At 74.9% G+C, this 24,683-nt stretch carries 26 protein-coding genes and 1 tRNA gene; 10 read left to right on the top strand and 17 right to left on the bottom strand.

Annotated features, from left to right (window positions below; translation table 11 throughout):
• Window positions 1–48: 48 nt before the first annotated feature.
• Window positions 49–2,469, bottom strand: coding sequence for a LamG-like jellyroll fold domain-containing protein (locus tag ACFUMH_RS08030; RefSeq protein WP_378203078.1), 2,421 nt, complete (start codon window positions 2,467–2,469; stop codon window positions 49–51).
• A gap of 198 nt (window positions 2,470–2,667) precedes the next feature.
• On the opposite strand from ACFUMH_RS08030, the gene ACFUMH_RS08025 reads away from it, so the two are divergent.
• Window positions 2,668–3,630 carry a hypothetical protein gene (locus tag ACFUMH_RS08025; protein WP_378203075.1) on the top strand — a complete coding sequence of 321 codons (963 nt, stop codon included), beginning with the start codon at window positions 2,668–2,670 and terminating at the stop codon, window positions 3,628–3,630.
• A gap of 23 nt (window positions 3,631–3,653) precedes the next feature.
• Here ACFUMH_RS08025 and ACFUMH_RS08020 read toward each other — a convergent pair whose 3' ends face one another.
• The 6 genes from ACFUMH_RS08020 to ACFUMH_RS07995 form a co-directional block, all read right to left on the bottom strand.
• Window positions 3,654–3,995 carry a rhodanese-like domain-containing protein gene (locus ACFUMH_RS08020; RefSeq protein ID WP_378203072.1) on the bottom strand — a complete coding sequence of 114 codons (342 nt, stop codon included), beginning with the start codon at window positions 3,993–3,995 and terminating at the stop codon, window positions 3,654–3,656.
• Window positions 3,992–4,255 (bottom strand): hypothetical protein, encoded by a 264-nt coding sequence (locus tag ACFUMH_RS08015; RefSeq protein WP_378203069.1) that lies wholly within the window; start codon window positions 4,253–4,255, stop codon window positions 3,992–3,994. Before ACFUMH_RS08015 ends, ACFUMH_RS08020 begins: the two co-directional genes overlap by 4 nt.
• A complete protein-coding gene (locus ACFUMH_RS08010) occupies window positions 4,252–4,695 on the bottom strand; it encodes a hypothetical protein (protein ID WP_378203066.1) in 444 nt (147 codons plus the stop codon). Before ACFUMH_RS08010 ends, ACFUMH_RS08015 begins: the two co-directional genes overlap by 4 nt.
• Before the next feature lie 9 nt (window positions 4,696–4,704).
• Window positions 4,705–5,130, bottom strand: coding sequence for a MarR family winged helix-turn-helix transcriptional regulator (locus ACFUMH_RS08005; RefSeq protein WP_378203063.1), 426 nt, complete (start codon window positions 5,128–5,130; stop codon window positions 4,705–4,707).
• A 9-nt stretch (window positions 5,131–5,139) separates the two neighbouring features.
• Window positions 5,140–5,550 carry a PPOX class F420-dependent oxidoreductase gene (locus tag ACFUMH_RS08000; RefSeq protein ID WP_378203060.1) on the bottom strand — a complete coding sequence of 137 codons (411 nt, stop codon included), beginning with the start codon at window positions 5,548–5,550 and terminating at the stop codon, window positions 5,140–5,142.
• Window positions 5,551–5,661: 111 nt separating this feature from the next.
• Complete coding sequence (locus ACFUMH_RS07995; protein ID WP_378203057.1) at window positions 5,662–5,997, bottom strand: hypothetical protein; 336 nt, start codon at window positions 5,995–5,997, stop codon at window positions 5,662–5,664.
• 111 nt (window positions 5,998–6,108) lie between these two features.
• Here ACFUMH_RS07995 and ACFUMH_RS07990 point away from each other — a divergent pair, with 111 nt between their 5' ends.
• Complete coding sequence (locus tag ACFUMH_RS07990) at window positions 6,109–7,416, top strand: cation:proton antiporter (protein WP_378203054.1); 1,308 nt, start codon at window positions 6,109–6,111, stop codon at window positions 7,414–7,416.
• A 129-nt stretch (window positions 7,417–7,545) separates the two neighbouring features.
• On the opposite strand, the gene ACFUMH_RS07985 is transcribed toward ACFUMH_RS07990, so the two are convergent.
• The 5 genes from ACFUMH_RS07985 to ACFUMH_RS07965 all read right to left on the bottom strand — a co-directional run bounded on the left by ACFUMH_RS07985 (window position 7,546) and on the right by ACFUMH_RS07965 (window position 10,136).
• A complete protein-coding gene (locus tag ACFUMH_RS07985) occupies window positions 7,546–7,911 on the bottom strand; it encodes a sigma factor (protein ID WP_378203051.1) in 366 nt (121 codons plus the stop codon).
• 61 nt (window positions 7,912–7,972) lie between these two features.
• Complete coding sequence (locus ACFUMH_RS07980; protein WP_378203048.1) at window positions 7,973–8,320, bottom strand: type II toxin-antitoxin system PemK/MazF family toxin; 348 nt, start codon at window positions 8,318–8,320, stop codon at window positions 7,973–7,975.
• A complete protein-coding gene (locus tag ACFUMH_RS07975; protein ID WP_378203045.1) occupies window positions 8,317–8,547 on the bottom strand; it encodes an antitoxin in 231 nt (76 codons plus the stop codon). Before ACFUMH_RS07975 ends, ACFUMH_RS07980 begins: the two co-directional genes overlap by 4 nt.
• Window positions 8,548–8,678: 131 nt before the next feature.
• Window positions 8,679–9,506: a hypothetical protein gene (locus ACFUMH_RS07970; RefSeq protein ID WP_378203042.1), complete on the bottom strand. Its 828-nt coding sequence runs from the start codon at window positions 9,504–9,506 to the stop codon at window positions 8,679–8,681.
• Between the two features lie 153 nt (window positions 9,507–9,659).
• Window positions 9,660–10,136 carry a heme-degrading domain-containing protein gene (locus tag ACFUMH_RS07965; RefSeq protein WP_378203039.1) on the bottom strand — a complete coding sequence of 159 codons (477 nt, stop codon included), beginning with the start codon at window positions 10,134–10,136 and terminating at the stop codon, window positions 9,660–9,662.
• 112 nt (window positions 10,137–10,248) lie between these two features.
• Here ACFUMH_RS07965 and ACFUMH_RS07960 point away from each other — a divergent pair, with 112 nt between their 5' ends.
• The 4 genes from ACFUMH_RS07960 to ACFUMH_RS07945 all read left to right on the top strand — a co-directional run bounded on the left by ACFUMH_RS07960 (window position 10,249) and on the right by ACFUMH_RS07945 (window position 13,600).
• Window positions 10,249–11,265 (top strand): hypothetical protein, encoded by a 1,017-nt coding sequence (locus ACFUMH_RS07960; RefSeq protein ID WP_378203036.1) that lies wholly within the window; start codon window positions 10,249–10,251, stop codon window positions 11,263–11,265.
• On the top strand, window positions 11,252–11,695 hold the full coding sequence (locus ACFUMH_RS07955; RefSeq protein ID WP_378203033.1) for a PPOX class F420-dependent oxidoreductase: 444 nt from the start codon (window positions 11,252–11,254) through the stop codon (window positions 11,693–11,695). Before ACFUMH_RS07960 ends, ACFUMH_RS07955 begins: the two co-directional genes overlap by 14 nt.
• Before the next feature lie 133 nt (window positions 11,696–11,828).
• A complete protein-coding gene (locus ACFUMH_RS07950; RefSeq protein ID WP_378203030.1) occupies window positions 11,829–12,251 on the top strand; it encodes a YciI family protein in 423 nt (140 codons plus the stop codon).
• A complete protein-coding gene (locus ACFUMH_RS07945; RefSeq protein WP_378203028.1) occupies window positions 12,224–13,600 on the top strand; it encodes an RNA polymerase sigma factor in 1,377 nt (458 codons plus the stop codon). Before ACFUMH_RS07950 ends, ACFUMH_RS07945 begins: the two co-directional genes overlap by 28 nt.
• A gap of 58 nt (window positions 13,601–13,658) precedes the next feature.
• Here ACFUMH_RS07945 and ACFUMH_RS07940 read toward each other — a convergent pair whose 3' ends face one another.
• Both ACFUMH_RS07940 and ACFUMH_RS07935 read right to left on the bottom strand, forming a co-directional pair.
• Window positions 13,659–13,994 (bottom strand): hypothetical protein, encoded by a 336-nt coding sequence (locus tag ACFUMH_RS07940; RefSeq protein WP_378203025.1) that lies wholly within the window; start codon window positions 13,992–13,994, stop codon window positions 13,659–13,661.
• Between the two features lie 110 nt (window positions 13,995–14,104).
• A tRNA-Lys gene (locus ACFUMH_RS07935) sits at window positions 14,105–14,177 on the bottom strand.
• A 528-nt stretch (window positions 14,178–14,705) separates the two neighbouring features.
• Here ACFUMH_RS07935 and ACFUMH_RS07930 point away from each other — a divergent pair.
• Together ACFUMH_RS07930 and ACFUMH_RS07925 are read left to right on the top strand one after the other, a co-directional pair.
• Complete coding sequence (locus ACFUMH_RS07930; protein WP_378203022.1) at window positions 14,706–15,041, top strand: helix-turn-helix transcriptional regulator; 336 nt, start codon at window positions 14,706–14,708, stop codon at window positions 15,039–15,041.
• The gene (locus ACFUMH_RS07925; RefSeq protein ID WP_378203019.1) at window positions 15,031–16,317 is read left to right on the top strand and encodes a type II toxin-antitoxin system HipA family toxin; all 1,287 of its coding nucleotides are present in this window, start codon (window positions 15,031–15,033) and stop codon (window positions 16,315–16,317) included. The genes ACFUMH_RS07930 and ACFUMH_RS07925 overlap by 11 nt, the downstream gene beginning before the upstream one ends.
• 301 nt (window positions 16,318–16,618) lie before the next feature.
• On the opposite strand, the gene ACFUMH_RS07920 is transcribed toward ACFUMH_RS07925, so the two are convergent.
• The 3 genes from ACFUMH_RS07920 to ACFUMH_RS07910 form a co-directional block, all read right to left on the bottom strand.
• The gene (locus tag ACFUMH_RS07920; protein ID WP_378203017.1) at window positions 16,619–17,596 is read right to left on the bottom strand and encodes a hypothetical protein; all 978 of its coding nucleotides are present in this window, start codon (window positions 17,594–17,596) and stop codon (window positions 16,619–16,621) included.
• Between the two features lie 158 nt (window positions 17,597–17,754).
• Window positions 17,755–18,813: a hypothetical protein gene (locus ACFUMH_RS07915; protein WP_378203014.1), complete on the bottom strand. Its 1,059-nt coding sequence runs from the start codon at window positions 18,811–18,813 to the stop codon at window positions 17,755–17,757.
• A 173-nt stretch (window positions 18,814–18,986) separates the two neighbouring features.
• Window positions 18,987–19,442, bottom strand: a complete 456-nt coding sequence (locus ACFUMH_RS07910) for a hypothetical protein (protein WP_378203011.1) — start codon at window positions 19,440–19,442, stop codon at window positions 18,987–18,989.
• A gap of 294 nt (window positions 19,443–19,736) precedes the next feature.
• Between ACFUMH_RS07910 and ACFUMH_RS07905 the strand changes: the two genes are divergently transcribed.
• Both ACFUMH_RS07905 and ACFUMH_RS07900 read left to right on the top strand, forming a co-directional pair.
• Window positions 19,737–22,895, top strand: a complete 3,159-nt coding sequence (locus tag ACFUMH_RS07905; RefSeq protein WP_378203008.1) for a choice-of-anchor L domain-containing protein — start codon at window positions 19,737–19,739, stop codon at window positions 22,893–22,895.
• A gap of 149 nt (window positions 22,896–23,044) precedes the next feature.
• Window positions 23,045–24,658: a von Willebrand factor type A domain-containing protein gene (locus ACFUMH_RS07900; protein ID WP_378203005.1), complete on the top strand. Its 1,614-nt coding sequence runs from the start codon at window positions 23,045–23,047 to the stop codon at window positions 24,656–24,658.
• Window positions 24,659–24,683 lie beyond the last annotated feature (25 nt).

Here is a 24,683-nt window from a genome sequence, read left to right as displayed (position 1 = left end):
CGCGCGGACGGGCGCGGCCGACCGGCCGCGCCCGTCCGTCGTACCGGGTCAGCGCGCAGCGAGCGCCGCGACCTCCTCGGGCGTCAGCGCGCCGCGGTGCACCTGCAGCTCGTCGACGGCGCCGGCGAACGGCGTGTCCCACCAGTTGACGCCCACGGCGAACGTGCCGGTCGGCGTCGTGAGCACGTCGGGGAACCCGGTGCCGGCGAACCGCCGCTCACCGTCGACGTACACGGCGACGTCGCCGCCGTCGACCGTCAGCGCCAGGTGCGTCCACGTGCCCGCGGGGATCTGCCCGCCCGTGCTCGCGTCGTACCAGGACGTGCCGGACCACACCATCGTGGTGCCGTCGGGGCCCCGCGGGACGAGGCTCACCCAGCTCTCCGGGTCGCGGGCGGCGAAGAACGTCGTCGTGTACTGCGTGACGACGTCGGGACGCACCCACAGCGCGGCGGTCCACGACGGCCCGTCGACGAGCCCGGTCGGCAGCTGCACGCCGCTCGCGCCGTCGAGGAGCACCGCCCGCCCGTGCACGCCGGGCACGTACGTGACGGCGCCGCCGGTGGTGCCGAGGCGCGGCCCGGTGACGGTGCCGGCCGGCTGCGTCCCGGACGCCTCGGCGAGGTCGCCCTCGAAGGACCACGCGCCGGCCAGGGCGACGGCCGTGCGCTCGAGGACGGTGACCGTGAACGTCGCGGTGGCCGTGCGCCGCTCGTCGCGGACCGTCGCCGTCAGCGTGACGACGGCGTCGCCGTCGCCCTGCGCGGGGCGCGTGACCTCGCCGGTGGGGGAGACGACGTCCGGGTCGCTCGACGACCACGTGATCGTCGTGCCGTGCGTGCCGGTCGTCGGCAGGGTGAGGTCGGCCGCGACGGCGGACGTGTCGCCGAGGTCGAGGTCGGCGACGACGGCGCGGACGGCGTCGCGCGCGCTCATCGGCGGGACCGCGCTGCCCCACAGCGAGACGCCGGCGCGGGACTGCACCGTGAACGTGACGACCCACTCCTGCCGGTCGGGCTGCCACTGGCGCAGCAGCGCGCCGTCGAACGTGGCGCCGTCGACGTCGAGCCGCAGCCGGTCCGGGCCCGTGAGCCGCCAGCGGCCCTCGCGCGCCCCCGTGACGCGCCCGTTGGGCTCCAGCCGCACGTCGACCGCGCGGGTGACGTCGGCCGAGATCTCCTTGCCGTGGTCGACCAGCGCGTAGTCGCCGACCACGTCGGCGAGGCGGAACCGGTCGCCGCCGCCGCCCAGCGGCTGCGCCGGCGCGTCGCCCGCGTACCGGTAGGGCGCGACGACGGGCCAGCCGTCGGCGGTCATGCGCATCTCGTGGACGCGCACGTTGTGGGTCTCGCCCTGGCCGGGGAAGCGGCTGTGGAAGACGAGGAAGTGCTCGCCCGTCTCCGGGTCGGTGTACGTGGAGTTGTGGCCGGGCGAGACGTACCCCGTGCCGACGCCCGTGCCGGGGTCGCCGACCTCGCGCCCGAACAGGTGGTTGCCCATGAGCTTGACGCCGTAGGGCTCGATCGACGCGTCGTCGAAGAGGGGGAGCGACGGGTCCGAGCGCACCTCCGACATGGGGTTGCCCTCGGCGTCGACGAACGGCCCGTCGGGGTTCTGGGACCGCGCGACGCGCACGTTGTACCCGCCGTCCGCGTCGAGGCCGCCGAACGACAGGAACAGGTAGTAGTAGCCGGTGCCCTCGTCGTACATCATCGACGGCGCCTCGATGCGGCTGTGGTTGCCGCCGAGCAGGTGCTTCCCGTACCCCTGGCCGGGCACGGGGAAGCCGGTTTCCTCGTCCATCTCGAGGACGAAGACGCCGCCCGAGTACGAGCCGTAGACCATCCACAGGTCGCCCTCGGCGTCGTGGAAGGTGTCGGGGTCGACGACGTTCGGGTGGACGCGCGCGTCGTAGACCGTGCCGTCCTCGCTGGGCTGGTCCCACATGCCCGAGCGCAGGAAGATGCCGAGGTCCTCGTACGGGCCGTCGACGGAGTCGGCCACGGCGACGCCCATCGCGGAGCGCGGGGAGTCGCCCTTGCAGGCGTTGTAGTACATGTAGAAGCGGCCGTCGCCGAGCTGGACGACGTCCGCCGCCCAGAGGGTGTCGGTCTGGGCCCAGTCGAGCGCCTCGGCGAGCTCGGCGGTGACGTCCTCGAAGATCGGGTTCTCCGGCGTCACGCCGGCCGCGACCTGATCCCAGTCCATCAGGTCGTCCGTCCTCGCGACCTGCAGGTGCGACCCGAACGCCCAGATCTCGTCGTCGGCGACGACGACCGACGGGTCGTGGACGGTGGCGTCGGTGAACGTCGGTGCGGACCCGCCCGGCGGGGCGGCCGCCGCCGGGGGCGCGGCGGTACCGACGAGCGCGGCGGCGAGGACGAGCGGGACGAGACCGCGGACGGTCCGGGGGGCTGGGGTGCGCACGGCGGCCTCCTGGTGCAGCGCTGGACTGGAGGGTGCGGGCACGGACGGGCGATACGTCCGGGTTGCCGCTCCGGCCGACGGTACGGGTCGATGTGCAACGTTGTAAAGAGCGGGTGAGGTCGGCGTCGCGCCATTCCCCAGCGCCCGCGCGGCACGCACACTGGGACGGCGCCGACGGTGGGGGCCCGGCCGGGTCCGCCGCTGCGCGGACGCGTCCCCCACCCCACGATCGGAGCCCCCGTGCCCTTGCGCCCCCGTCCCCCGCGCCCCGCCGGCGCCCGTCTGCGGCTCCTCGCCGGGCCGCTCGCCGTCGCCCTCGCGGGCGCCGTCGCCGCCACCGCCCTCGCCCCCGGCGCCGCGGCGGCCGACGCCCCGCCCGTCCGGCCGATCACGACCATGTGGGTGTGGGACAACTCGGTCCCGCGCGAGGTCGACGCGCGCGGCACGGGCTACGTCCCCGCCGAGCCGGCGACGCTCGCGGCGTGGGTCCGCGAGCAGGGGCTGACCACCGTGCACCTGTCCGCGCCGTGGGCGGCGGACGTCGGTGTCATCGACCCGTGGATGACCGCGGCCGTCGACGCGCTCAACGCCGAGGGCGTCGACGTCGGCGTGCTCGGCGGCGACCCGCCGTGGCTCGACGAGCCGCACCTCGCGGTGTGGTGGCTGGAGGCCGCGACCCGGGGCCGCGACGTCTCGCACGTGCAGATGAACGTCGAGCCGTGGACGCTGCCCGGCTGGCAGACCGACCGCGCCGGCATCCTCGCGCGCTGGCTGACGATGCTCGACACCGCGAAGGCGGCGCTGCCCGCGGGCGTCGGGCTGGGCGTCGACGTGCCGTACTGGCTCGCGTGGGAGCCGGCACCGGGCGGCGGCACGGTCGCGGAGGCCGTCTTCGCGCGCGCCGACTCCGTCGGCATCGTGACGTTCGTCGACCACGCGGCCGGCACGGACGGCATCCTCGCGCTGTCCGCCGACGCGCGCGCGCAGGCCGTCGCCGCGGGCGTGCCGTTCACGATCGGCGTCGAGACGGACACCCCCGCGGTCGCCGGCGGCGCCGAGTGGACGTTCGGCGACGACGACCCGTCCGTGCTGGCGACCGAGGTGCAGGCGGTGCACGACGCGCTCGTCGGCGCCCCCGGCTACCGGGGTGTCGCGGTGCAGCACTACCGCACGTGGCGGGAGCTGGTCGGCGCGGGCTCCTGACGGCCGGGGGGTGACCGCTCGGCTCAGCCGACGCGGTCGCCCTCCAGCGGCCCGCCCGCCGCGCGCCACTCCATCAGCCCGCCGGCGAGGTTCACGACGTCGAACCCGAGGCGCGTCAGCAGCCCGGACGCCCCGCGGGAGAGCAGCCCGCCGGTGCAGACCGTGACGAGCAGCCGGTCGTCCGGGAGCTCGACCGCGCGGTGCTCCAGCTCCTGCAGCGGCAGCGGCACGGACCCGGGGATGTGCGCGCGGGACCACAGCCGGACGGTCCGCACGTCGACGACGAGCGCACCGGCGGCGACGAGCCGCACCGCCTCCGCGGCGCCGACGGACGGTGCGCCGCGCAGGTGGTCGCGGAGGGTCACCGGCGCGCCTCCCGTCGCACGTTGACCACCGTCAGGACGCCGCCGACCACGGGCAGCAGCGCGTGCACACGCGTGCGGGCGAGCAGCCCGCGGCCGAGCAGCGCGGTCACCGCGACGGCCAGGTAGAGCGCACCGTGCACGGGGCCGAGGGTCGACGTGATGCCGTCGGCGTGCACGGTGGCGAGGTTGCCGAGCAGGACGAGCACGCTCACGGTCTCGAGCACGGACAGCACCTCGAGCCCGCGCAGCAGCGGGGTCACGACTCCGCGCCCGGGCGGACGACCATGAGCACCACGACGGCCGCCCACAGCAGGTTGAAGACGCCGGCCAGGCCGCGCAGCGCGCGCAGCCGGGAGCCGTCGTCCGGGCTGTCGAGGGCCTCGCGCTGCGCGGGCGCGATGCGCAGGACGAGCACGCCGCCGGCGACGGCCGTCAGCACCATCGCCAGGGTGATCCACACCTCGGTGAGGCGCCCCTGCACGGCGGCGAGGACGAGGCCGATCACCGGGACGGCGAGCGCGAGCCGGCCGTACACGCGCGTGACCCGGTGCAGCACGGCGGCCACGGACGCGCTGCGCTCGCCGGGGGCGGGTGCGCCCGCGACGGGCGCGTAGCGGGGGAAGAGGCTCGTGGTGACCGCCACGGGCCCCACGAAGAGGATGCCCGCGACGACGTGCGCGGCGAGCAGGACACGTTCCATACCTTCAGGTTAACTGAAGGTTGCTCCTCTGACCATGGCCTCCATCTCGGCGCGCAGCGCGTCCAGCAGCCCCGGGTGGACGGCGGCGAAGCGGGCGTCGAGGGCCGCGACGACCTCGGCAGCCTCGGCGAGCAGGCGCTCGCCCGCGTCCGTCACGCGCAGGCGCGAGGCTGCGCCGGCGTGCGCGGTGGCGTCCTCCACGAGGCCTGCCGCCGCGAACGCCGCCACGGTGCTGTGCGCGCTCTGCACGGTGATGCGCGAGCGGCGGGCGAGCTCGCTGAACGAGATGCCGGGCGTCCCGCGGATGTGGCCGAGCAGCCCGTACTTGCGCGTGCTGAGCCCGAGCGGCTTGAGGGCGTCGGCGAGGGCCGCGTCCCACGTCCGCGAGAGCGTCAGCAGTGCCACCGTCGGGCTGAACGGCGGTTCCTGGGGCATGTGCGCAGGCTAGTCGCGCTTCGCCGCGCCCCAGCCGTGCCAGTGGTCGACCTCGACGAGCACGCTCACGCGCGGCTGGTCGCGGACCGGGTACGGGTTGCCGCCGTAGTGCGTCGACAGGCGGTCGATGTCGACGAGGTCCGTGTCGTCGCGGATCTCGACGACGCGGCCCTGCACGCTCACGTGCGTGTACCAGTCGCCCTCGGCGAGGGCCGTGAGCGAGACCTGCGGGTTGGCGCGCAGGTGCTTGAGGCGGGCCCGCGACGCGTCGAGGTTGAGCAGCACGCGGCCGTCGTCCTCGAGCAGGTACCAGGTCGCGACGGTCACGGGGTGGCCGTCCGGGTGGATCGTGCCCATGACGGCGGGGTTCGGCTTCGCGAGCAGTGCGGCGACGTCGGCGGGCAGGGGCGGCTTCGGCATTGTGGTGTCCTTCCGGAGGGCGGGCGGGCGAGGCGGGTGCGGTCGGCCACGCGACCACGTCGCCATCCTCGCGCGCCGTGCCGCGGGCGCGCGCGGTCGCCGGTGCCCGGGTCAGGAGCCGGGGTCGTCGCGGCGGTGCTCCCGCGGGGTGCCCGGCTCGTCACCGCGGGACGGTGCGGGGACGAGGACCAGCCGGCCGCCGACGACGATGCCGCCGGCCGCCGCCAGCAGCGCGGCGGTGTGCAGCGGGACGTGCTCCGCCGGTACGGGGCAGGCGGCCGACGCGCTGTCGTCCGGGCACGACGCCCACGGCTGGAGGAGGACGAGCGCCACGACGATCAGTCCTGCGGAGACCAGCGCGCCGCCGAGGCGGTGCCGCCGTCGTCGGGCGCGGTCCGCGACCGTGCGGCCGGGACCGGGCGGCGGCGACCCCGGCGTCTGCTCCACGCACGGACCGTAGCGCGGGCACGCGCCCGGCGGCGGCGGTCGCCCGGCCGGGCCACCGGTCCCGCGCGCCGCCGAGGGGCGGGGCGCCGCGACCGGGCCTACGGTGCACGGGTGCCAGCACCCGAGGGGCCGGCGGCCGTCTTCGCCGCCGTAGGTCTCGCGACGCTCGCGGCGGCCACGCTGCCCCGCGTCCTGCGCGGACGTCCGCTGTCGATGCCGACGGTCATCGTCGCCGCGGGAGCGCTCGCGTTCACGTTGCTGCCCGGCCTGCCGGACCCCGACCCGATGGTGCACGCCGACGCGGCGGTCCACCTCACCGAGGTCTGCGTCATCGTCTCCCTCATGGGTGCGGGCCTCGCGGTGAACCGCCGGCTGACCCTGCGCGGCTGGGGCTCGACGTGGCGCCTGCTCGGCATCACGATGCCGCTGACCATGGTGGCCGTCGGTGTGCTGGGCGGGTCGCTGCTGGGCCTCGGCGTCGGCGCGGCCCTCCTGCTCGCCGCGGCCATCGCCCCCACCGACCCGGTGCTGGCCACGGAGGTGCAGGTCAGCGAACCCGTCGACGACCCCGGGGCCGTCGACGACGAGGCGCGCTTCGCCCTCACGTCGGAGGCCGGCCTCAACGACGGGCTGGCGTTCCCCTTCACCTACGCCGCGATCGCGATCAGCCTCGCCGGCGTCGCCCCGGGCGGCTGGCTCGGCGAGTGGCTCGTGCTCGACGTCCTGTGGCGCATGGCCGCCGGGGTCGCGGGCGGGTGGGCCGTCGGCCGCCTCCTCGGCCGGCTCTTCTTCTCCTCCTTCGCGGAGCGGACGCGGCTGACCGAGCACGCGCAGGGGTTCGTGGCGCTCGCGGCGACCTGCCTGACGTACGGCGCGGTCGAGCTGGTCGAGGGCTACGGCTTCGTGGCCGTGTTCGTCGCCGCCGTCACGCTGCGCGACGCCGAGCGCGCGCACTCCTACCACCGTGTGCTGCACGCGTTCGTCGAGCAGATCGAGCGGCTGCTGACCGTCGGCGTCCTCGTGCTCCTCGGCGGCGCCCTGGCGCGCGGGATCCTCGCGGGCATCACCTGGCGGGAGGTCCTGTTCGCCGTGCTCGTCCTCGTGGTCGTGCGGCCGGTCGCGGGTCTCGTCGGGCTCGCGGGCGGGCGCACCGGTCCCCGCGAGCGCCGCGTCATCGCGTTCTTCGGCGTCCGCGGGGTCAGCTCGCTGTTCTACATCGCCTACGCGCTGCAGGAGGGCGACTTCGTGGACGGCCGGCGGCTGTGGGCCGTCGTCGTCCTCGTCGTGGCCGGGTCGGTCCTGCTGCACGGCGTCACCGCGACGCCGGCCATGCGCTGGCTCGACCGTGAGCGGGAGGCGGCCGCCCGGCGCCGCTCCACCGGCGGGCACGACCAGGCGGTGGAGTCGACGCCCGTGTGAGCGCGCGCGGTGCGACGCGGCTCATGCCCGTGCGGCCTGACACCGGACGGGCCCACGTCGTCAGGAGGGCATGAGCACCTCGACGCACCACGACCCCTCCGGACCGCGCGTCGTCGTCCTCGGTGCCGGCTACGCCGGGCTGACGGTGTCGTCGAGGGCGACCCGGTCCGCGGGGTCGGCGGCGGCGGAGCCGGGACCGGTGAACGCCGACGTCGGCACCGGCTCGGGCAGCCAGGGGCCGACGTACCGCTCGCGGCGGGCCCGCGCGGACCCCAGCACGTCGAGGCACACGCGACCGGCGACCCGCACGAGCCACGCGCGGGGCACCGCGACGGCCGCGCGGTCCTCGGCGCTCAGGCGGTACCAGCGCAGGTACGTCTCCTGCACCGCGTCCTCCGCCTCGGCGACCGTCCCCAGAATCCGGTAGGCCACGGACACCAGGTGCCGGCGGTGGGTCAGGACGTCCTCGTCGGCGTCCACGCGTACGTCGTCCACGGCGACAGTCTCCCGGACGCGGGCGCACGGCCGGACGCGGGCGCGGGCGCAGGTGGGGGAGCTAGGGCAGGTCGAGCCAGACGCGGATGGCGTCGTCGACCGCGGCCATGAGGTCGTCGGGGACGGTGCCGACGTGCTCGACGAGTCGCGCCACGTCCACGGCGCGCAGCTGCTCGCACTGCGCCTTGGAGTCCTGCTCGAGCCCCGTGCGGTCAGCCGGCAGCAGCACCTGGAAGGACAGCACCCGCTCGGTGTTGGTGGTGACGGGCACGACGGGGACGACCCCGCGGCCGTTCGCCATGGCACGGTGCGACAGTGCGGCCCGGCCGACGACGACAGCGGGTCGGGTCCTCGCCGCCTCGGAGCCGACGACGGGGGCGAGGTCGACCCGCCAGACCTCGCCCCTCACGGGCGGCTGGTGAGACCGTCGGCCGCGACGGCGTCCCAGTCGTCGGCGTGGCCGGAGCCCGCCCACTCGTCGACCGCGAGGTCGTACTCCGCGACGAGCTCACGGTCCCGCAGGGCGCGGACCGCGGCCTGCACGGCGCCGGAGAGCCCGCTGACCTCGGGATGTGCTGCGGCGAACCGACGGAGGACCGCGACGTCCGCCTCGGGGAGACTCACGGACACCTTCATGCCGACCAGCGTACCCGCGTTCCTACTCTGGGTCCTACTCGCGCGGACCGTCGGTGCCTCCACGGTCGGCCGCACCGTCCGGCGGGGCCGTCGTCGTCCCGGCCCCTGCACAGCGGCCCGGGGCGGGCACGTCAGCCGCACGCCCAGTCGAACGTGTCCGACTCGAGGTCGATCTGCGCGCTCCCGCCGCCGAAGTTAAGACCGGGCAGCTCGTCGATCTCGAGGAAGAACGGCGTCAGCCCCTCCGGCAGGCTCTGCACCGGCATGGCCGTGCCCCCCAGGTGGTACCAGCCCAGCCTCTTCGCCCACGGTGCCCGGTCGGAGAAGTCGGCGGTGTACGGGTTGGTCCACCCCGGCGTGCCGTCGGCCGCCACGGGGTCGACCGGGACCCTGCCGACGTTCGGGTCGTCGCGCTCGAGGAGCCACACGGACCGCGTGGGCGTGACCGTGTCCCAGGCGTTGGGCCCCTGGTCGTCGGCGACGTGCTCGCCGGGGCGGCGGGTGTCGGGCGGGGGAGCGACCGGCCCGCGGGAGTACTCCTCGTGAGTGAGCCACAGCAGCGCGAACCGGCCGTCGATGATGTCCGTGCGTCGCTGCAACTGCGGGTGGTCGACGGCGCGGCCCAGGTCCACCTCGAAGGGGTCCTCGACGTCGAGGGGGCCCGCCGCGGGGTCGGCGTCCGCTCGCGGGTGGGCGAACTGCCCCTCGCCCTGGAAGAACCCGACGGCCGGCAGATCGGGCCCCCGACGCCGGTAGTCCGGTGGCAGGAGCAGCGTCAGGGCGTGGAACATCGGCAGCCCGGTGAGCGGTCCGCGCGGCCAGGTCCGCGGGTCGACCGCCGCGCCGGCGCTGCCGATCCAGCCGACGGGCGCGTCGGACGGGAGTGGCTGCGTCGCCTCCAGCAGCGGGTGCTGCCCGATGCCGGTGCCGTTCTCGAACCACAGGTCGTACGCCTTCACGTCTCTCCCCGTCGTTCCGGACATGGCAGGATGACCGGCCCCACGGACGCCCGCACCTACGACCTCGACGACGTGCGGGGCCGCGTCCCGACGGGACGCGGCGGGACCGTGCACGACCGGGCGCGCCGACGCCCGGTGCAGCGGCGCGGCTCGTCAGGACGCGCGCGCGGCCAGGAAGCGGCGGACGGCCTCGGCGGAGACGGCGTGGTCGACGACGTCCGGCTCGCCGGAGGTCGTGAGCGTGCCCACGACCTCGCCGGCGACGCGCAGCGGCACCGAGCCGCCGTGCGCCTTGAGCAGGTCGTGGTCGACGTCGTCGCGCCGGTCGAACGGCGTGCCCGCCGCCTCGTGCCGCCGGCGGACCAGCAGCGACGGCTCGCCGAACCGGTGCACGACGCGTGCCTTGCCCTCGAGCCACGGCTCGTTGCCGGCGTCGGTCGTACCCGTCTTGGCCAGGAACACGGTCTCGCCGGCCAGCTCGACGCGCACGGCGAGGTTCGCGCCGCGCTCGCGGACCACCGCGACGGCCAGCAGACCGAGGTCGACGGCGTCGTCCTGCGTGAACTGCGGGAGGTCGAGCCGCGGCTCAGCCTCGAGGTCGGCGACGGTGAAGGGGGGGAGCTCGCTCACGGGCCCATCCTGACGCACGCCACCACGGGCGTCCGCGCACCCGGTGGCCGTCGTGAGACCGTACGGCGTCGACGGGCAGGACGGGACACGCACGGGACGGGAGCGGACGACCGTGAGCAGCACGAGGGACGACGCCGGGGCCGACGGTCCGGCGATCCGGGCACGGCTCGGCGGGGAGCACCGCGACATCGACGTCACGCCGCTGGGTGCGGTGCCCGACGCGCAGGACCTCGCCGGCCTCCAGGAGGCCGCGGCGGCGGGCCGGTACGGGCGCGCGACGCGCGAGGAGTACGGGACGCCGTCGCGCAGCGGTCTGATGGTCTTCGCCCTGGTCGGTGGGTTCCTCGGGCTGGTCTTCCTCGTCGTGGTGCTCGTCGCGCTCGTCCGGGGCGAGACGGAGGACGCGCTGATCGGCCTCTGGTTCGTCGGCGGCGTGCTGCTCGTCGGGCTGGCCTGCGGGTGGTTGGCGCGGCGCAGCGACCGGCGGCACCGGGCCGACGTCTGGCGGCTCGTCCGCTTCGCGGAGGCGAACGGGCTCGAGGTGCAGCCAGCGGCGAAGGTGGTCCTGCGCCCGGGGAGCATCTTCACGACGAAGGCGCACGCCTCGACCGGCGAGCAGGTCCGCTGGACGGTCGACGGCCGGTCCGTCGAGGTCGCGCACCACTCGCGCGGCAGTGGCGGGAAGACGCCGAACAGGTTCTCGGCCCGGTACCTGGCCGTGCAGGTCGGCGACGTGCCGGCGTTCACGTTCACCGGGCCACGCAGCGGGCCGGCGCGCCCCCGCCAGATCGCCGGTCCGGAGGTCGTCGTGCACGGCACCGGCGGCGGGCGGCGGCGGGGGACGCTCGTCAGCCGGGTCCGGACGGGCGATGCAGCCCGCGACTTCCTGACCGACGACCTCGTGGACCTGCTCACCGACCCGCAGCATCCCTGCAACGCCGAGACCGCCGGCGGATGGTTCTTCGCCTACTTCCCGTCGCGTCCCGTCCCCGACGCCACCCGCTGGCGGCACCTGTTCGCGCTCGCGGACGCGGTGGTCCGCGCGGCGGACCGGTCGGCCGGCGGTGCGTCGCGCGGCCGGACCGAGCCGACGGCACGCGCCGGAGAGGTCGACCATGACCGCGGCTGACGACGCCGCCGCGCAGGAGCCCTCGGCGCAGCCCGCGGGCGCGAGTGCGCGCCTGCGCGCGCTCGGTGACGAGCGGTACGTCGCGCTCACCACGTTCCGGCGCAGCGGTGTGCCGGTGGCCACCGCCGTGTGGATCGCGCGCGACGGCGACGACCTCGTCGTCACCACGCCCGCGGGCAGCGGCAAGGTCAAGCGCCTGCGCCACGACCCGCGCGTCGAGCTGCGCCCCTGCGACCGGTTCGGCCGGGTCGCCGACGACGCGGAGGTCGTCGCGGCGACCGCCGAGATCGTCGGCCCCGACGTCGACGAACCGCGCCGCGAGGGCCTGCTGCGCGACAAGTACGGGCTCGAGTACCGCGCGATCGTCGGCGTCGAGAAGCTCGCCCGACGGGGCGGTGACCGGCTGATCCTGCGCATCTCCGCCGCCTGAGCCTCGCTCGGGACGCCGTCCGGCAGATTCCTCGGAACTTTTCTCGCGCGACGTGTCGATCCGGTGCTTCCCCGTTCGACCTGGGGATGACAAGGTCCCGCCGAGGGACCACAGGACACGAGGAGTGAGTCAGATGCCGAAGTACATGCTGATCATGCGGGGCACCGACGAGGGCCAGGCGGCGTACGCGGAGAAGGACTTCTCCGAGATCATCGCGGCGATGGGCCGGTACAACGAGTCGATGATGAACGCCGGCGTCCTGGTGGCCGGCGAGGGGCTGTCCGACGCCGCGGAGGGCGCGGTCGTCGACTTTACCGAGGAGACCCCGGTCGTCAGCGACGGGCCCTACGGGGAGACGAAGGAGCTGTTCAACGGGTTCTGGATCCTCGACGTGCCGACCAAGGAGGCCGCGGTCGAGTGGGCCTCGCGCGCGCCGCTGCACGGCCCCGGCAACAAGATCGAGGTCCGCCGCGTCAACGGTGCCGAGGACTTCCCGCAGGACGACGAGTGGATCCAGAAGGAGGCCGTGTGGCGCGAGCAGCTCGGGACGAACTGAGCGCCGACGCCGGTGCCGGGCGACGCGCGGTCGAGGCGGTGTGGCGGATCGAGTCCGCCCGCATCGTCGGCGCGCTCGCCCGGTACACGGGCGACTTCGCACTCGCGGAGGACGTCGCGTCCGAGGCGCTCGCCGAGGCCCTCGAGGCGTGGCCGCGCGACGGCGCCCCGCGCGACCCGGTGTCCTGGCTGCTGACGGTCGGGCGGCGGCGGGCGATCGACGCCTTCCGCCGCCGGGCCGGCCGCGACCAGCGGTACGCCGCTCTCGGCCGGGACCTCGCCGAGGGCGGTGCGCACGCGGGCGGCGACCCGTTGCCGCCGGGCGACCCGGACCTGCTGTACGACCCCGACCACATCGAGGACGACCGGCTCGCCCTGCTGTTCGTCGCGTGCCACCCGGTGCTCTCGCGCGAGGCGCGCCTCGCGCTGACGCTGCGGGTGGTCGGCGGCCTGACGAGCGAGCAGGTCGCCGCGTCGCTGCTGGTGCCCGTGCCGACCGTGCAGGCGCGCATCACGCGGGCCAAGAAGACGCTCGCCGCCGCGGGCGTCCCGTTCGCGGTGCCGCCCGCCGCCGAGCGCGCGGAGCGCCTCGGGTCGGTGCTGCAGGTGGTCTACCTGATCTTCACCGAGGGCTCGTCGGCGTCGACGGGCGACTCGTGGCTGCGCCTCGACCTCGCGCACGAGGCGGTGCGCCTCGCGCGCCAGCTCGCGCACCTCGTCCCGGACGAGCCCGAGGCGTGGGGCCTGCTCGCGCTGCTCGAGCTCACCGCCGCGCGGTTCCCGGCGCGCACCGGCCCCGACGGCGAGCCTGTGCTGCTCGCCGACCAGGACCGCCGCCGCTGGGACCGGTCCGCGATCCGCCGGGGGCGCGCGGCACTCGCCCGCGCGGGGGCGACGGGTGCCGGTGCGGCGCGGCTGGGGCCGTACGGGCTGCAGGCGGCGATCGCGGAGCAGCACGCGGTGGCGCCGTCGGTCGACGCCACCGACTGGGCGCGGATCGTCGAGCTCTACGAGGCGCTGGCGCGCGTGGCGCCGTCGCCGGTCGTGGACCTCAACCACGCCGTCGCCGTGTGCATGGCCGCCGGGCCGGAGGCGGCGCTGCCGCTGGTCGACGCGGTCGCGGCCGGCGGCGGGCTCGCCGGCACCTACCTCGTGCCGAGCGTGCGCGGCGAGCTCCTCACCCGGCTCGGGCGCACCGCGGAGGCCCGCACCGAGCTGGAGACGGCCGCACGCCTGTGCGGCAACGCGCGGGAGCGGGCGGTGCTGGAGCGCAAGGCGGCGGCGCTGCGCACGGGAACGGACGACGCGCCGGCGGACGGTGCGCCGGTCGGCGACGCCCGAGGCGCGTGACGTCGGACCCGAACCGCCACGTCGCGGCCGCGGGATGCCGTCGCTCCGATCGCCCGGCTCAGTCCAGGTTCCGCCGGCGCCACCAACCACCGTCCGACGGGCCGGACACGGACGGCGTGGTGGCGCGCGCGAACCGGTCGTCGAGCGGCTGCACCGCGGCGGCGACGCGCCGACCCCGACGCCCGCCCCGGCGGATCACCGCCTCCAGGACGTCACGGGCCTCGAGGCCGTCGATCCCGTCGCACACGGGGCAGCCGATCGCGTCCGGCGGGATGCCGCGCTCGACGTGGCGCACCGTGCCGGCCCAGCGGAGGAGCAGGTCCAGGGTCTGTGCGCCGTCGGTGCGGGAAGGTCGGGGACGCCGCGGCATCCCGCGGCCCTGCATCTGCGTCATGGGGAGCGCCGTGACGTGGCGCGTACCGGTGAGGTGAGACCGCCATGCTGGCGAACGGACGGAGGGCGGCGCAACGGCGCGAGCCGACGGCGTCGGACGTGCGCGCCAGGTGGGCCCCGTGGGGATCGAACCCACAACCCGCGGATTAAAAGTCCGCTGCTCTGCCGATTGAGCTAGAGGCCCGGGTGATGAGGGGATCCACTGGTGGAACCCGTGGGACAACACCGGTGTCGTCCGCGAGCCGCCGGGAGGGCGCCTGCAGGCGACGGGACCGACGGTACAGCCTGGTCACGGCGGTGCGGGATCGCGGCGAGCCTCCCGGGGGAGGGCTGGTGAGTCGCCGTGCGGGTCGGTGAACCCTCGGGATGACGACGATGTCGTTCGTCCCCGCGAATGACTCGTGCCTCGTGGCCACCGGTAGGTCCGGTGGCCACGAGCCACGGGTGGACGGCAGCGGTGCGACGGCCAGGAGCGGTGGGGCAGTTGGAGGTCACGAGGTGGTCCTGCCTGAGCAGCACGACGACGCGCTCGAGGCATGTCGCACCGTGGCCACCACACGCGAGGCCCGCGAGGCCGGCGGAGGCGTGGCCGAGCTCGACCTTCGGCGCGTCGCGTCGCGCGGAGCCAACCCCCATCGGCTAAGCACACCGTGCCAGGCCCTACGATAAACGCACAGTTAGAGCAGTAGGCGGGTGTTTATGGAGGGTCATCATGGCGAAGCGTCCCCTGACGGTGTTGCCCGCGACACGAGATGCCCTGCTGACCCTGGGTGCCCAGGTGGCTGCCGGCCGTCGCGAGCGGGGGTGGACCGCGGCCGAGCTCGCGCAGCGCTTGGGCGTGTCCGCGCAGGTCGTGGCGCGCATCGAGAAGGGCGCGCCGGGGACTGCGGTCGGGACTGTGCTCGAGGCCGCCCTGCTCTGCGGCGTACCGCTGTACGGGCTGGAGCCCGGCCGCATGGGCGAGGCTCGCGAGCTCGCGCAGGCGCGACTGGCGTTGCTTCCGCAGCGCGTGCGACCGGCACCGCTCGAGGTGCCAGATGACTTCTGAGCCCGCACGCGCGTACGTCTGGACCTGGCTGCCCGAACACACCGAGCCGGTCGTGGCGGGCGTCCTGCAGGACACCGGCGACGTCGTGAACGGTGAGCAGGTCCTCGCGTTCCGGTACGCAGCCTCCTACCGCGAGCGAGCCGACGCCGTCTCGCTGTACACCCCGGAGCTGCCCCTGGGCGACGCGGTCGTCGACCCCCGCCGTATCGACGGCCGTGAGGCGCTGGCCATGCCGGGAGCCCTGCGCGATGCTGCCCCGGACGCCTGGGGGCGTCGCGTGATCAACTCCAACCTCGCCGGCCAGCCCGACGTCGACCTCAACGAGCTGACCTACCTGCTGGAGTCCGGGTCCGACCGCATCGGCGCGCTCGACTTCCAGGCCTCACCGCGCGAGTACGTCCCACGAGGGGAGCGCGCCACGCTCGAGCAGCTGGTGAGGGTTGCCGAGCTGATCGAGGCAGGCGAACCCGTGCCGGCCCAGCTGCTCGCGGCAGCCGGCCACGGGACGTCGATCGGCGGTGCCCGGCCGAAGGCGCTCATCGACGACGAGGACGGCACGCCGTACATCGCCAAGTTCTCCTCGAGCACCGACGACCGACCCGTCGTGTTCGCCGAGGCTGTCGCGATGCTCCTGGCCCAGCACGCAGGACTGGACGTGGCGCCGGTGCAGGTCGTGAGGTCCGCAGGCAAGGACGTGCTGATGGTGCGCCGGTTCGACAGGGTCGAGACACGGACGCCCACCGGCGCTGCGCGCACGCGCCGGCAGATGGTCTCCATGCTGACCGTGCTCGGCGTGGCCGAGACGAGCTCGCGGCACGAGAGCTACGCCGCCATCGCCCACTCGATCCGCAGCGGGCCGTGGACCGACCCGGGCCGGACGCTGCGGGAGATGTTCGCCCGCCTGGTGTTCAACGTGCTCGTGGGCAACAACGACGACCACCTGCGCAACCACGCCGCGTTCTGGGACGGCGGGCACCTGGCGCTGACGCCGGCGTTCGACCTGTGCCCCCAGCCGCGTCGCACACCCGTCTCCTCGCAAGCGATCGCGATCACCTCCGACGGGCAGCGAGCCAGCCAGCTGCGGGTGTGCCGCATGGTCGCCGGTGACTTCACCCTGACCGCCCGTGAGGCCGACCAGATCATCGAACGGGTCCACGGCGCCGTCGTGGACCACTTCCCCGAGGCGTGCGACCAGGCGCGCGTTCCCGCGACGGAGCGCGCGCTGCTGTGGGGACGGGAGTTCTGCAACGAGTACGTCTTTCGCGACGTCTCCTGACCTGAGCGACGCAACGTCCGGCTTGACCAGGGGTCCACCCTCACGCGACGACAGGGGGCGGTTCGTTCGCAGCCGTCGTTGACGATCTCGGTCGTGAGCACCCAGCCGGCAGCCGGTCGTCATCCGGGTCGGCCTCGGTCAGCGCGTTCCCATCACTGACACCGCGTTCCCTGTGCCCTCGGGAACACCGGTGTCGTCCGCGAGCGGTCAGGCGAGGGCCCGGCAGCCGACGGACCGACGGACCGACGGACCGACGGACCGACGGACCGACGGACCGCCTGGTCACCGCGGTGCGGGGTCGTCAGCGGCAGGGCGTCCAGAGGCTCGAGCGGCCGTCGACGACCACGAGCGCCTCGTGACCGTCGTTCACCGCCGAGGGCACGCTCGGCAGCGGCACCCCGTCCGCGTCGACCATGAGCCGGAAGCCGACGCCGGCTTCGTACAGGAACGGAAGCAGTGGCGGCGTGGCCCGCTCGTCGCGGACCGCTCCGACGACCGTCCCGTCGGCGTCGGCATCGCTCACGGACAGGGTGACCGGGGACCCGTTCGGCGTCGGTGCTGCGACGACGTCGTACCCGCCGACGGCGGTCCATGCGACTACGGCGTCGCCCCTGCCGTCGGCTGCCAGCCGGAGGCCGATGACCAGACCGTCGTCGGTGAGGGCGACGGGGAGCAGCTCGGCGCCGTCGGCGAGCGGCGGCAGCGCGGTGACCGCGCCGGTCGGCGACCAGAGCAGGACCCGGCGCGCGGACGAGCCGGCCGCGTCCGTCCCCCACGCCCGGCCGAGGACCCAGCCGGACGCGTTGATCGCCACGGCTTCGGTCCAGGTCCACGTGCCCGGGGGTGGGTCGAGCACACGCCGCCGGTCGGTCCACACGAAGGCCTCGGCGCGGTACGGCGAGCCGTTCAGCAGGCTCATCCCCACGACGGTGTTGGCGTCGTTGACCGCGCGGACCCGGTCGTCGCGGCTCGTCGACCGGTCGACGGGCACCAACGGGAGGGGGCCCTGGACGCGCACCGCCTTGGCGATGTCGTACCGCGGGCCGGCGACCCGGGCGGTGCCGGCGACGCGGCCCCCCGGCGACACCGCAGTCAGGTCGGAGGGCAACCCGCCCTCGATGCCGCCGTACCACCGCGTGGTCCCGGTCGTCGCGTGCCACGACATCGCACGGTGCCGGTCGCTGTGACCGACGACGAACCCGTCGTCGGCGAGGTCGAGGGCGAACTGGAACGGCAGACGCGTCACCGTCCCGCAGACCGTCCCCGTCCAGCCCGTCACCTGCGCTGCGTCCGCACGCGCCGGCGCGGCCGGCACACCGACGAGGACCGACGCGGCCGCGACGGTCAGTCCGACGAGCGCGCCGGTACCGGCCCGGCGCCGGCGAGGTCCCGCACCGTGCCGGCGGGCCCCGTCGCGCACCCGTCCGACGTGCGTCCTCATCCCGCCGGGCACGTCGGGCTCCACAGGTACGGGCGCGCGTCGGACATGAGGAGCACGTGACCGGCCTCGCTCATCCGGTAGGGCGTCCCGCGCAGCAGCGTGCCGTCGGCGTCCGCCAGACGCCGGAAGCCGGCTCCCGGGCGGTACAGGAACGGGTGCGCCCACCCCGACGTCGGGTCCATGACGGTGCCGAGCACGCCGCCGTGGTCGTCGGCGGCCGTCACCTGGAGGTCGCCGCCGGGTGAGGGGACGGACGCGTAACCCGCGGTCGGCGACCACGTCACGACGGCGCCGCTGCCCCGCTCGCTGTCGAGGCTGTGCCCGATCACCCTGCCCTCCTCGTCGATGTGCGCGACGACGAACAGGGCACCGTCGGGCAGCGGCGGGAGCTCGAGCACGGTGCGGTCCGGGCGCCACACGAGCACCCGGTAGTGGTAGACGCCCTGCGGGTCGAGCCGGTAGCCCGCACCGAGGACCCACCCCGCCTCGTTGAGGGACCGGGTCTGCACGAGCACGTACGACGGGTCGGGCGTCGGCAGCACGTACCTGCGGTCGGTCCACACGAACGGCTCGGTGGCGCCCTCACCACCGACCAGCTCGCTCGTGCCGACGACGGCGTTCGCGTCGTTGACGTCGTGCACCCGGTCGGAGGTCCGCAGCGAGCGGTCCACCGGCGTGAGCGGCAGCGACCCCTCGACGCGCACGGCCTTGGCCGGGTCGAGCGTCGGTCCGTCGGTCGCGGCCATGCCGGCGACGCGGCCACCGCCGCTGACGGCGCTGATCTCCGAGAAGAGCCCGCCGTCGATGCCGCCGTACCAGCGGTACGTGCCGGTCCGCGAGTCCCAGGACGCCGCCCGGGGCCGCTCGTCACGGCCGACGACGACGCCCGCGTCGTCCACGTCCCGCGCGACGGCGAGCGGGATCAGGGTGCGGGCGCCGCACACCGGTTCCTGCCATCCCGTGACGGGTGGGTCCTCGGCGGCGGCGGGTGATGCCACCACGGCGGCGGCCAGCGGGGCGGCCAGGATCGAGCTCAGGACGGTGCGTCGTCGCACGGACTTCCCCCCAGGTGCACGGTCACCGCCGCGCTCGTGAGGCGCCGCGGCCGACCGGACGACGGTACCCCGCGGTCGCGGCGGTGCCGCGGGTTCGTGGGGCCACGCCGAGGCGCTGCGTCGACCGCGCGACGCGGGCGCACCTCGGGTACCGGTCGCCCGACCGCCGCGCCCTACGTCGCGCTCGGCTCCGTCGCGGCCTCCAGCACCACCGACGCGCACGACGTCGGCCCGCACACAGGGCTCTCGCCGCACTCGGGGTCGCTGTACGTGACCCCGACCTCCCACACGCCGGGCGGGAGGTCCACCGGGACGATCTCACGCGGCGCGCCCGGCGCGAGGACGACGCCCGTGAGCACCTCCCACCCCTCGGCCGACGGAGAGCCGCCGGGTGCCCGTCGGTAGACCGTGTAGGACTTGTCCTCGTCGAGCAGCAGCGGCAGCTCGGTCCAGGTGATCCCCACCCCGCGCGCGTCCGAGACCGTCGACACGGTGAGGAAGGGCGACGCCGGCAGGTTCTCGCAGACCTCTTCGGCGGTGATCTCGTCGTCGGCCACGTCGGCGCACCCGGCCAGCGCCGCCACGAGGGCGACGGCCGTCGCACGCTCCCGCCACCGCACGCCCACCATCCGCCGAAGGTAGCGGCCGAGGGGCGCGCGACCGGGGCCGTCGGACGTGCGTCACCCTGACGGCCGACCCGTCCGCGAGCCGGCCCTCGGAAGCAGGCACGCCGCCACGCCGTGGGCGGCGCGGCCTGCGGTCGACGGCACCCCGGGGCGGGCGAACTGGTCCGCTCGGATGAACCCGACCGGAAGTGCGTACGCGGCCTCCGCCGTGCCCCTAGCGTCCGCTGCGGCTCGCGCCGGTGGTGCGGTCCCGACGCGGGCATCGCGCCCGACGCAGCAGACGAAGCCGGAGGCCCCATGCGCGCGACGCGCCGACTGCCCGCCCTCGTGGTCCTCGCGGCCCTCGTCCTCGCCGGTGCCACGGCGCCGGCGGCGGCCGACGACGTGGCACGCGAGCGGACCCCCACGGCACCGGCCGCCGCCGCGAGGGCGCTCGCGGCGGCGGACGCATCGCCCCGCTCGCTGGCGGAGGCGATGGGTGTCCCGGCGGACGACGTCCTCGATGCGGACCTCATGGGGTCCGACCCGGCAGCGCTCGCGATCGCGTCGCGTGCGGTCAACGGGTTCCCCTCGAGCGGTGACACCTACCTGGTCCTCTCGACAGGGAGCGCGTCGTCCGCGCTGCTGCCGAACTCGTCGTCGAGCACGTCGACCGTCCTGGGCGGCACGGACAACGCGCAGGGCAACGACCTCGCGCGCCTGCACCTGAGCCTGCAGCCGCCGCCCGGGGCGCAGTGCCTCGCCTTCGACGTCGCGTTCTACTCCGAGGAGTTCCCCGAGTTCGTCGGCGCGGGTGTCTCCGACGCGTTCACGGCGCAGATCGGCTCGAGCGAGCTGTCGATCGTGGACGGCCAGGTCGTCGCGGAGAACAACTTCGCGTTCGACGAGCGCGGTGCGGCGCTGTCCGTCGACACCGCGTTCGGGGTGACGGGGAGCACCGGGACGACGTACGACGGCGGGACCGCCCGCCTGCGGGCCGTCACGCCGGTGTTCGACCCGTTCCAGGTCGATCTCTACCTCTCGATCCAGGACCTCGGCGACTCCGTCTACGACTCCGCCGCGTTCCTCGACGGGTTCTTCTGGAGCCGGGACTCGAGCTGCACGGCGGGTTCGACGAAGGACACCGACGGCGACGGTCTGCTCGACGAGTGGGAGACGCAGGGGCTCACCTACGTCGACGAGGACGGTCAGCACACCGTCGACCTGCCCGCCATGGGCGCCGACCCGCAGGTGCGCGACATCTTCGTGGAGGTCGACCACATGGCGGCGGACGGTCCGGGCGACTCGCACGCGCCCAGGCCGGACGCGATCGACCTCGTCGTGGACGCCTTCGCCCGGCAGGGTATCCACCTGCACGTCGACTACGGCCGGAACGCCCCGCTGCGGTGGGGGACGCAGGCGACGTGGGGCTCGCTGAGCCGGGCCGACGTCCTGCCGCACCGCACGTACCTGGGCGCCAAGGGGTTCTGGACGCTCGGGCAGTACTCGTGGTCGGAGTTCAACGAGATCAAGGCGGCGCACTTCGACGACGAGCGCTCCGCGGTGTTCCACTACAACGTCTGGGCGCACCAGCTGGACGAGGGCAACCGGTCGAGCGGCATGGCGCGCATCGACGGGTCCGACTTCATCGTGAGCCTGGGGGCCTTCTCGACGGCCACGCAGCAGGACACGATGTACCAGGCTGGCACCTTCATGCACGAGCTCGGGCACAACCTCGGCCTGCGTCACGGCGGTCACGACGAGACCAACCGCAAGCCCAACTACCTGTCGGTGATGAGCTACGCCTTCCAGTTCCCGGGGCTCCCGGCTGCGAACGGCGCCCGGGTCGTCGACTACTCCACGTCGGAGCTCGACCCGCTCTACGAGGGAGGGCTCCTCGACGAGCCGAGCGGGATCGGCACGAGCCGCTGGACCTTCCACCGGTGCGGGTCGACCACGTGGGTGTCGAGCGGACGCCAGGTCGACTGGAACTGCGACGGTGACCGCTCCGACGTCTGGGTCCAGGCGGACGTCAACGACGACGGGAGGGAGACCCTCCTCGAGGGCCACGACGACTGGTCGAACCTGAACCTCACCGGCGGCGGCATCGGGCGCCCGGGCGCGATCATCGAGGAGGAGGAGGTCCAGCAGCTGGACGCCCCGGAGGCGACGCCGGAGGACGCCGTGCTGGTCGGGCCGGCGTTCGCGGACCTCCGCCTGAGCGGCGAGCGCGTGGCGGTCGGGGCGACCACGCGGGCGACGGCGACGCTGCCGGACCTCGCCGTCGACCCGTCCACGGTGCAGGTGACGTTCTCCTGGGGTGACGGCTCCGCGAGCACGGCGGCGCTCGCGGTCGGCACGACATGGCGCGCCGCCGCCGAGCACGCGTACACGGCCCCCGGTGCGTACGAGGTGACGGTCACGCTCTCGGGCGCCGCCGGGCTCTCCTGGACGGGACCGGTCCTCGCCGAGGTGACCGACGCGCCCGCGCCGCCACCGGGTGCGGCGCTCCAGACCGGTGCGGACCTCACGCTCACGAACACGTTCGCGCTCGCGGGCGACGAGGGTGGGACGTCGGTCGTGCGCGGCGACCTGCGGTGCACGTCGGCGGCGAGCGTGGCGGGCGACGTGCTCGTCACGGGCGACGCGTACCTGACCAACACGTGCCGGGTCCTCGGCACCCTGACCGTCGCCGGGGACGTGCGGACGGACTCGACGCCGAAGGTCGACGGCGACGTCCTCGCGGGCGGGTCCGTGGTCATCGGCGCAAGCACCCGGGTCGCGGGTTCGGTCCGCGCCAGCGGCGCGGTCACATCGCCCGACGGGCTGACCGTCGAGCAGCTCCGGGCGCGTGGCGTGGTGTCGGGCGACGTGGAGCCGGGCGCGGACGTCGACGTCCCGGTGCCTGCGGCGCTGCCGGCGTTCACGTTCGACGCCTCGCAGTGGGCGTCCACGGTGGTGCCCTGGTCGGCCTGGGTGAACCGGGCGGCCTCCACGAACGCGGCGCCTTCGTGGGGGGCGGGTCTCACGTCGTCGCCCGGGTGCACGGTCGCGCCGTGGTCGTCGAGCATCAACGGCCCGGCGCTGACCGTCGAGGAGGACCTCGTCGTCGACGCACGCCGCGCGACCAGCGGGTGCGCGTCGGTGGGGGTGCAGTCCGTGGAGCTCCGCCTCGCCGGCGACCTGACGGTCGTCGCGGACGGCTTCGCCGCCGTCGGCGGGCTCCGCGCGACGTCGGCCGACGGCGAGCCGCACGTGCTGCGCGTCCTCGTGCCGGCCGGTTCGACGGGTGCGGAGATCCGGCTGCCGCAGGGCGGGACGGTCGATCCGACGATCACCGTGCAGCTCGTCACGCCCGGCACGGTGCGGGTCAACGGCCCGATCGCGTTCACCGGCCAGGTCGCCGCCGGATCGGTCGCTGCCACGGGTGCCGTCCGGCTCGCCGGGGCGGTCGTCGGGACCCCAGGACTCGGGTAGTCGTCCGTTCCGCCGGCAGCGGGGGACGGCCGCGCCGTCCTCCTTGCGGCTGCCGTTACCCGACCGGGACGGTTGCGTGACGCGTCCGTGCTGGTCGCAGGCCTGCGCGGGCCGCCACGCTGCAAGCCTTCGACAACGGGAGGTCACCGGTGCGCGCTTCGTCCAGAGGTTCCCTCGTCCCGCCGACGCGACGGGCGCGTGCGCGCGCTCGCGCCCAGCTGCCAGGCCGCGCGCTGGGCGCCGCGCTCGTCGTCGCCGTTCTCGGCGGGGCGCTCGGCGCCTGCAGCGCGGGCGGCGCCGGCGACTCCGCCGCCGGGCAGGAGATGGGCTTCGACGGCGTCGCGGCCGAGGAGTGGCGCGACGTGCCCACCGACTCGCAGGAGGAGTACGACGACTCCCCGGAGCAGCCGTTCCAGGACGTGTCGACCAGCCCGCTGTCGACGTTCGCCTCGGACGTCGACACCGCCTCCTACAGCAACCTGCGCCGTCAGCTGCGCCAGGGCGTCGCGCCGGAGGGGGTGCGGATCGAGGAGCTCGTCAACTACTTCGACTACGACTACCCGGCGCCGGAGCCCGACGCGCAGGACCCCTTCACCGTCACGACGCAGGTCGCGGACGCGCCGTGGGCGCCGGGCCACCAGCTCGCGATGATCGGCGTCCAGGCCACGGACGCGAGGCCGACCAGCCGCGGCAACAACGTCGTCTTCCTGCTGGACGTGTCGGGCTCGATGGACGAGCCGGACAAGCTGCCGCTGCTGGCGGACTCGTTCGAGCTGCTCGTCGAGGGCCTCGACGAGGACGACACCGTCTCGATCGTCACCTACGCCGGCAGCGACGAGGTCCTCGCCGACTCCGTGCCGGGCGACCGGCACGACGAGCTGGTCGGCATCCTGCGCGACCTGCGTGCGGGCGGCTCGACGGGCGGTGCCGCGGGCCTCGAGACCGCGTACGAGCTGGCGACGAAGAACTTCGTCGAGGGCGGCAACAACCGGGTCGTCCTGGCCACCGACGGTGACTTCAACGTCGGCCCGTCGTCCCCGGAGCAGCTCACCGAGCTCATCGAGGAGCACGCCGAGACCGGCGTCCACATCTCCGTGCTCGGCTTCGGGATGGGCAACCTCAAGGACCGCACCATGGAGGCCATCGCCGACCACGGCAACGGCAACTACGCGTACATCGACACGCTCGACGAGGCGCGCAAGGTGCTGGTCGACGAGTTCGACTCGACGATGTTCGTCGTCGCGCAGGACCTCAAGCTCCAGGTCGAGCTCAACCCCGCGACCGTCGCGCGGTACCGGCTCCTCGGGTACGACAACCGCCGCCTCGAGGACGAGGACTTCGCCGACGACACCAAGGACGCCGGGGACGTCGGCGCCGGGCACTCGGTCACCGCGTTCTACGAGCTGGTGCCGGCCGAGGGCGAGCGCGGCGACGACGGCCTGCGCTACCAGGACGTCGAGGCCGGCGACTCGGACGACTTCTTCACCGTGCACGTCCGCTACAAGCAGCCGGGCGCGTCCGAGAGCACCGAGGTCGTCGTCCCCGTGGGGGCGGACGCCTGGACCGACGACCCGAGCGGCGACTTCCGGTTCGCGTCCGCCGTGGTGGAGTTCGGGCTGGCCGCCACCGGGTCGGAGCACGCCGAGGACGCCGACCCGGACCGCGCGCGCGGACGCGCCGAGTCGGCCCTCGGCCGCGACGACTACGGCCTGCGGGCGGAGTTCGTCGAGCTCGTCGACACGTACGTGCGGATCACCGGCTGACCGTGGCTGCGGCCCCCGCCCGACC

The organism is Cellulomonas sp. NPDC057328, from assembly GCF_042667215.1.
Taxonomy (GTDB): domain Bacteria; phylum Actinomycetota; class Actinomycetes; order Actinomycetales; family Cellulomonadaceae; genus Cellulomonas.
Note: the sequence above shows the minus strand (reverse complement) of the source record. Positions and strands in the feature narration are given on the sequence as shown.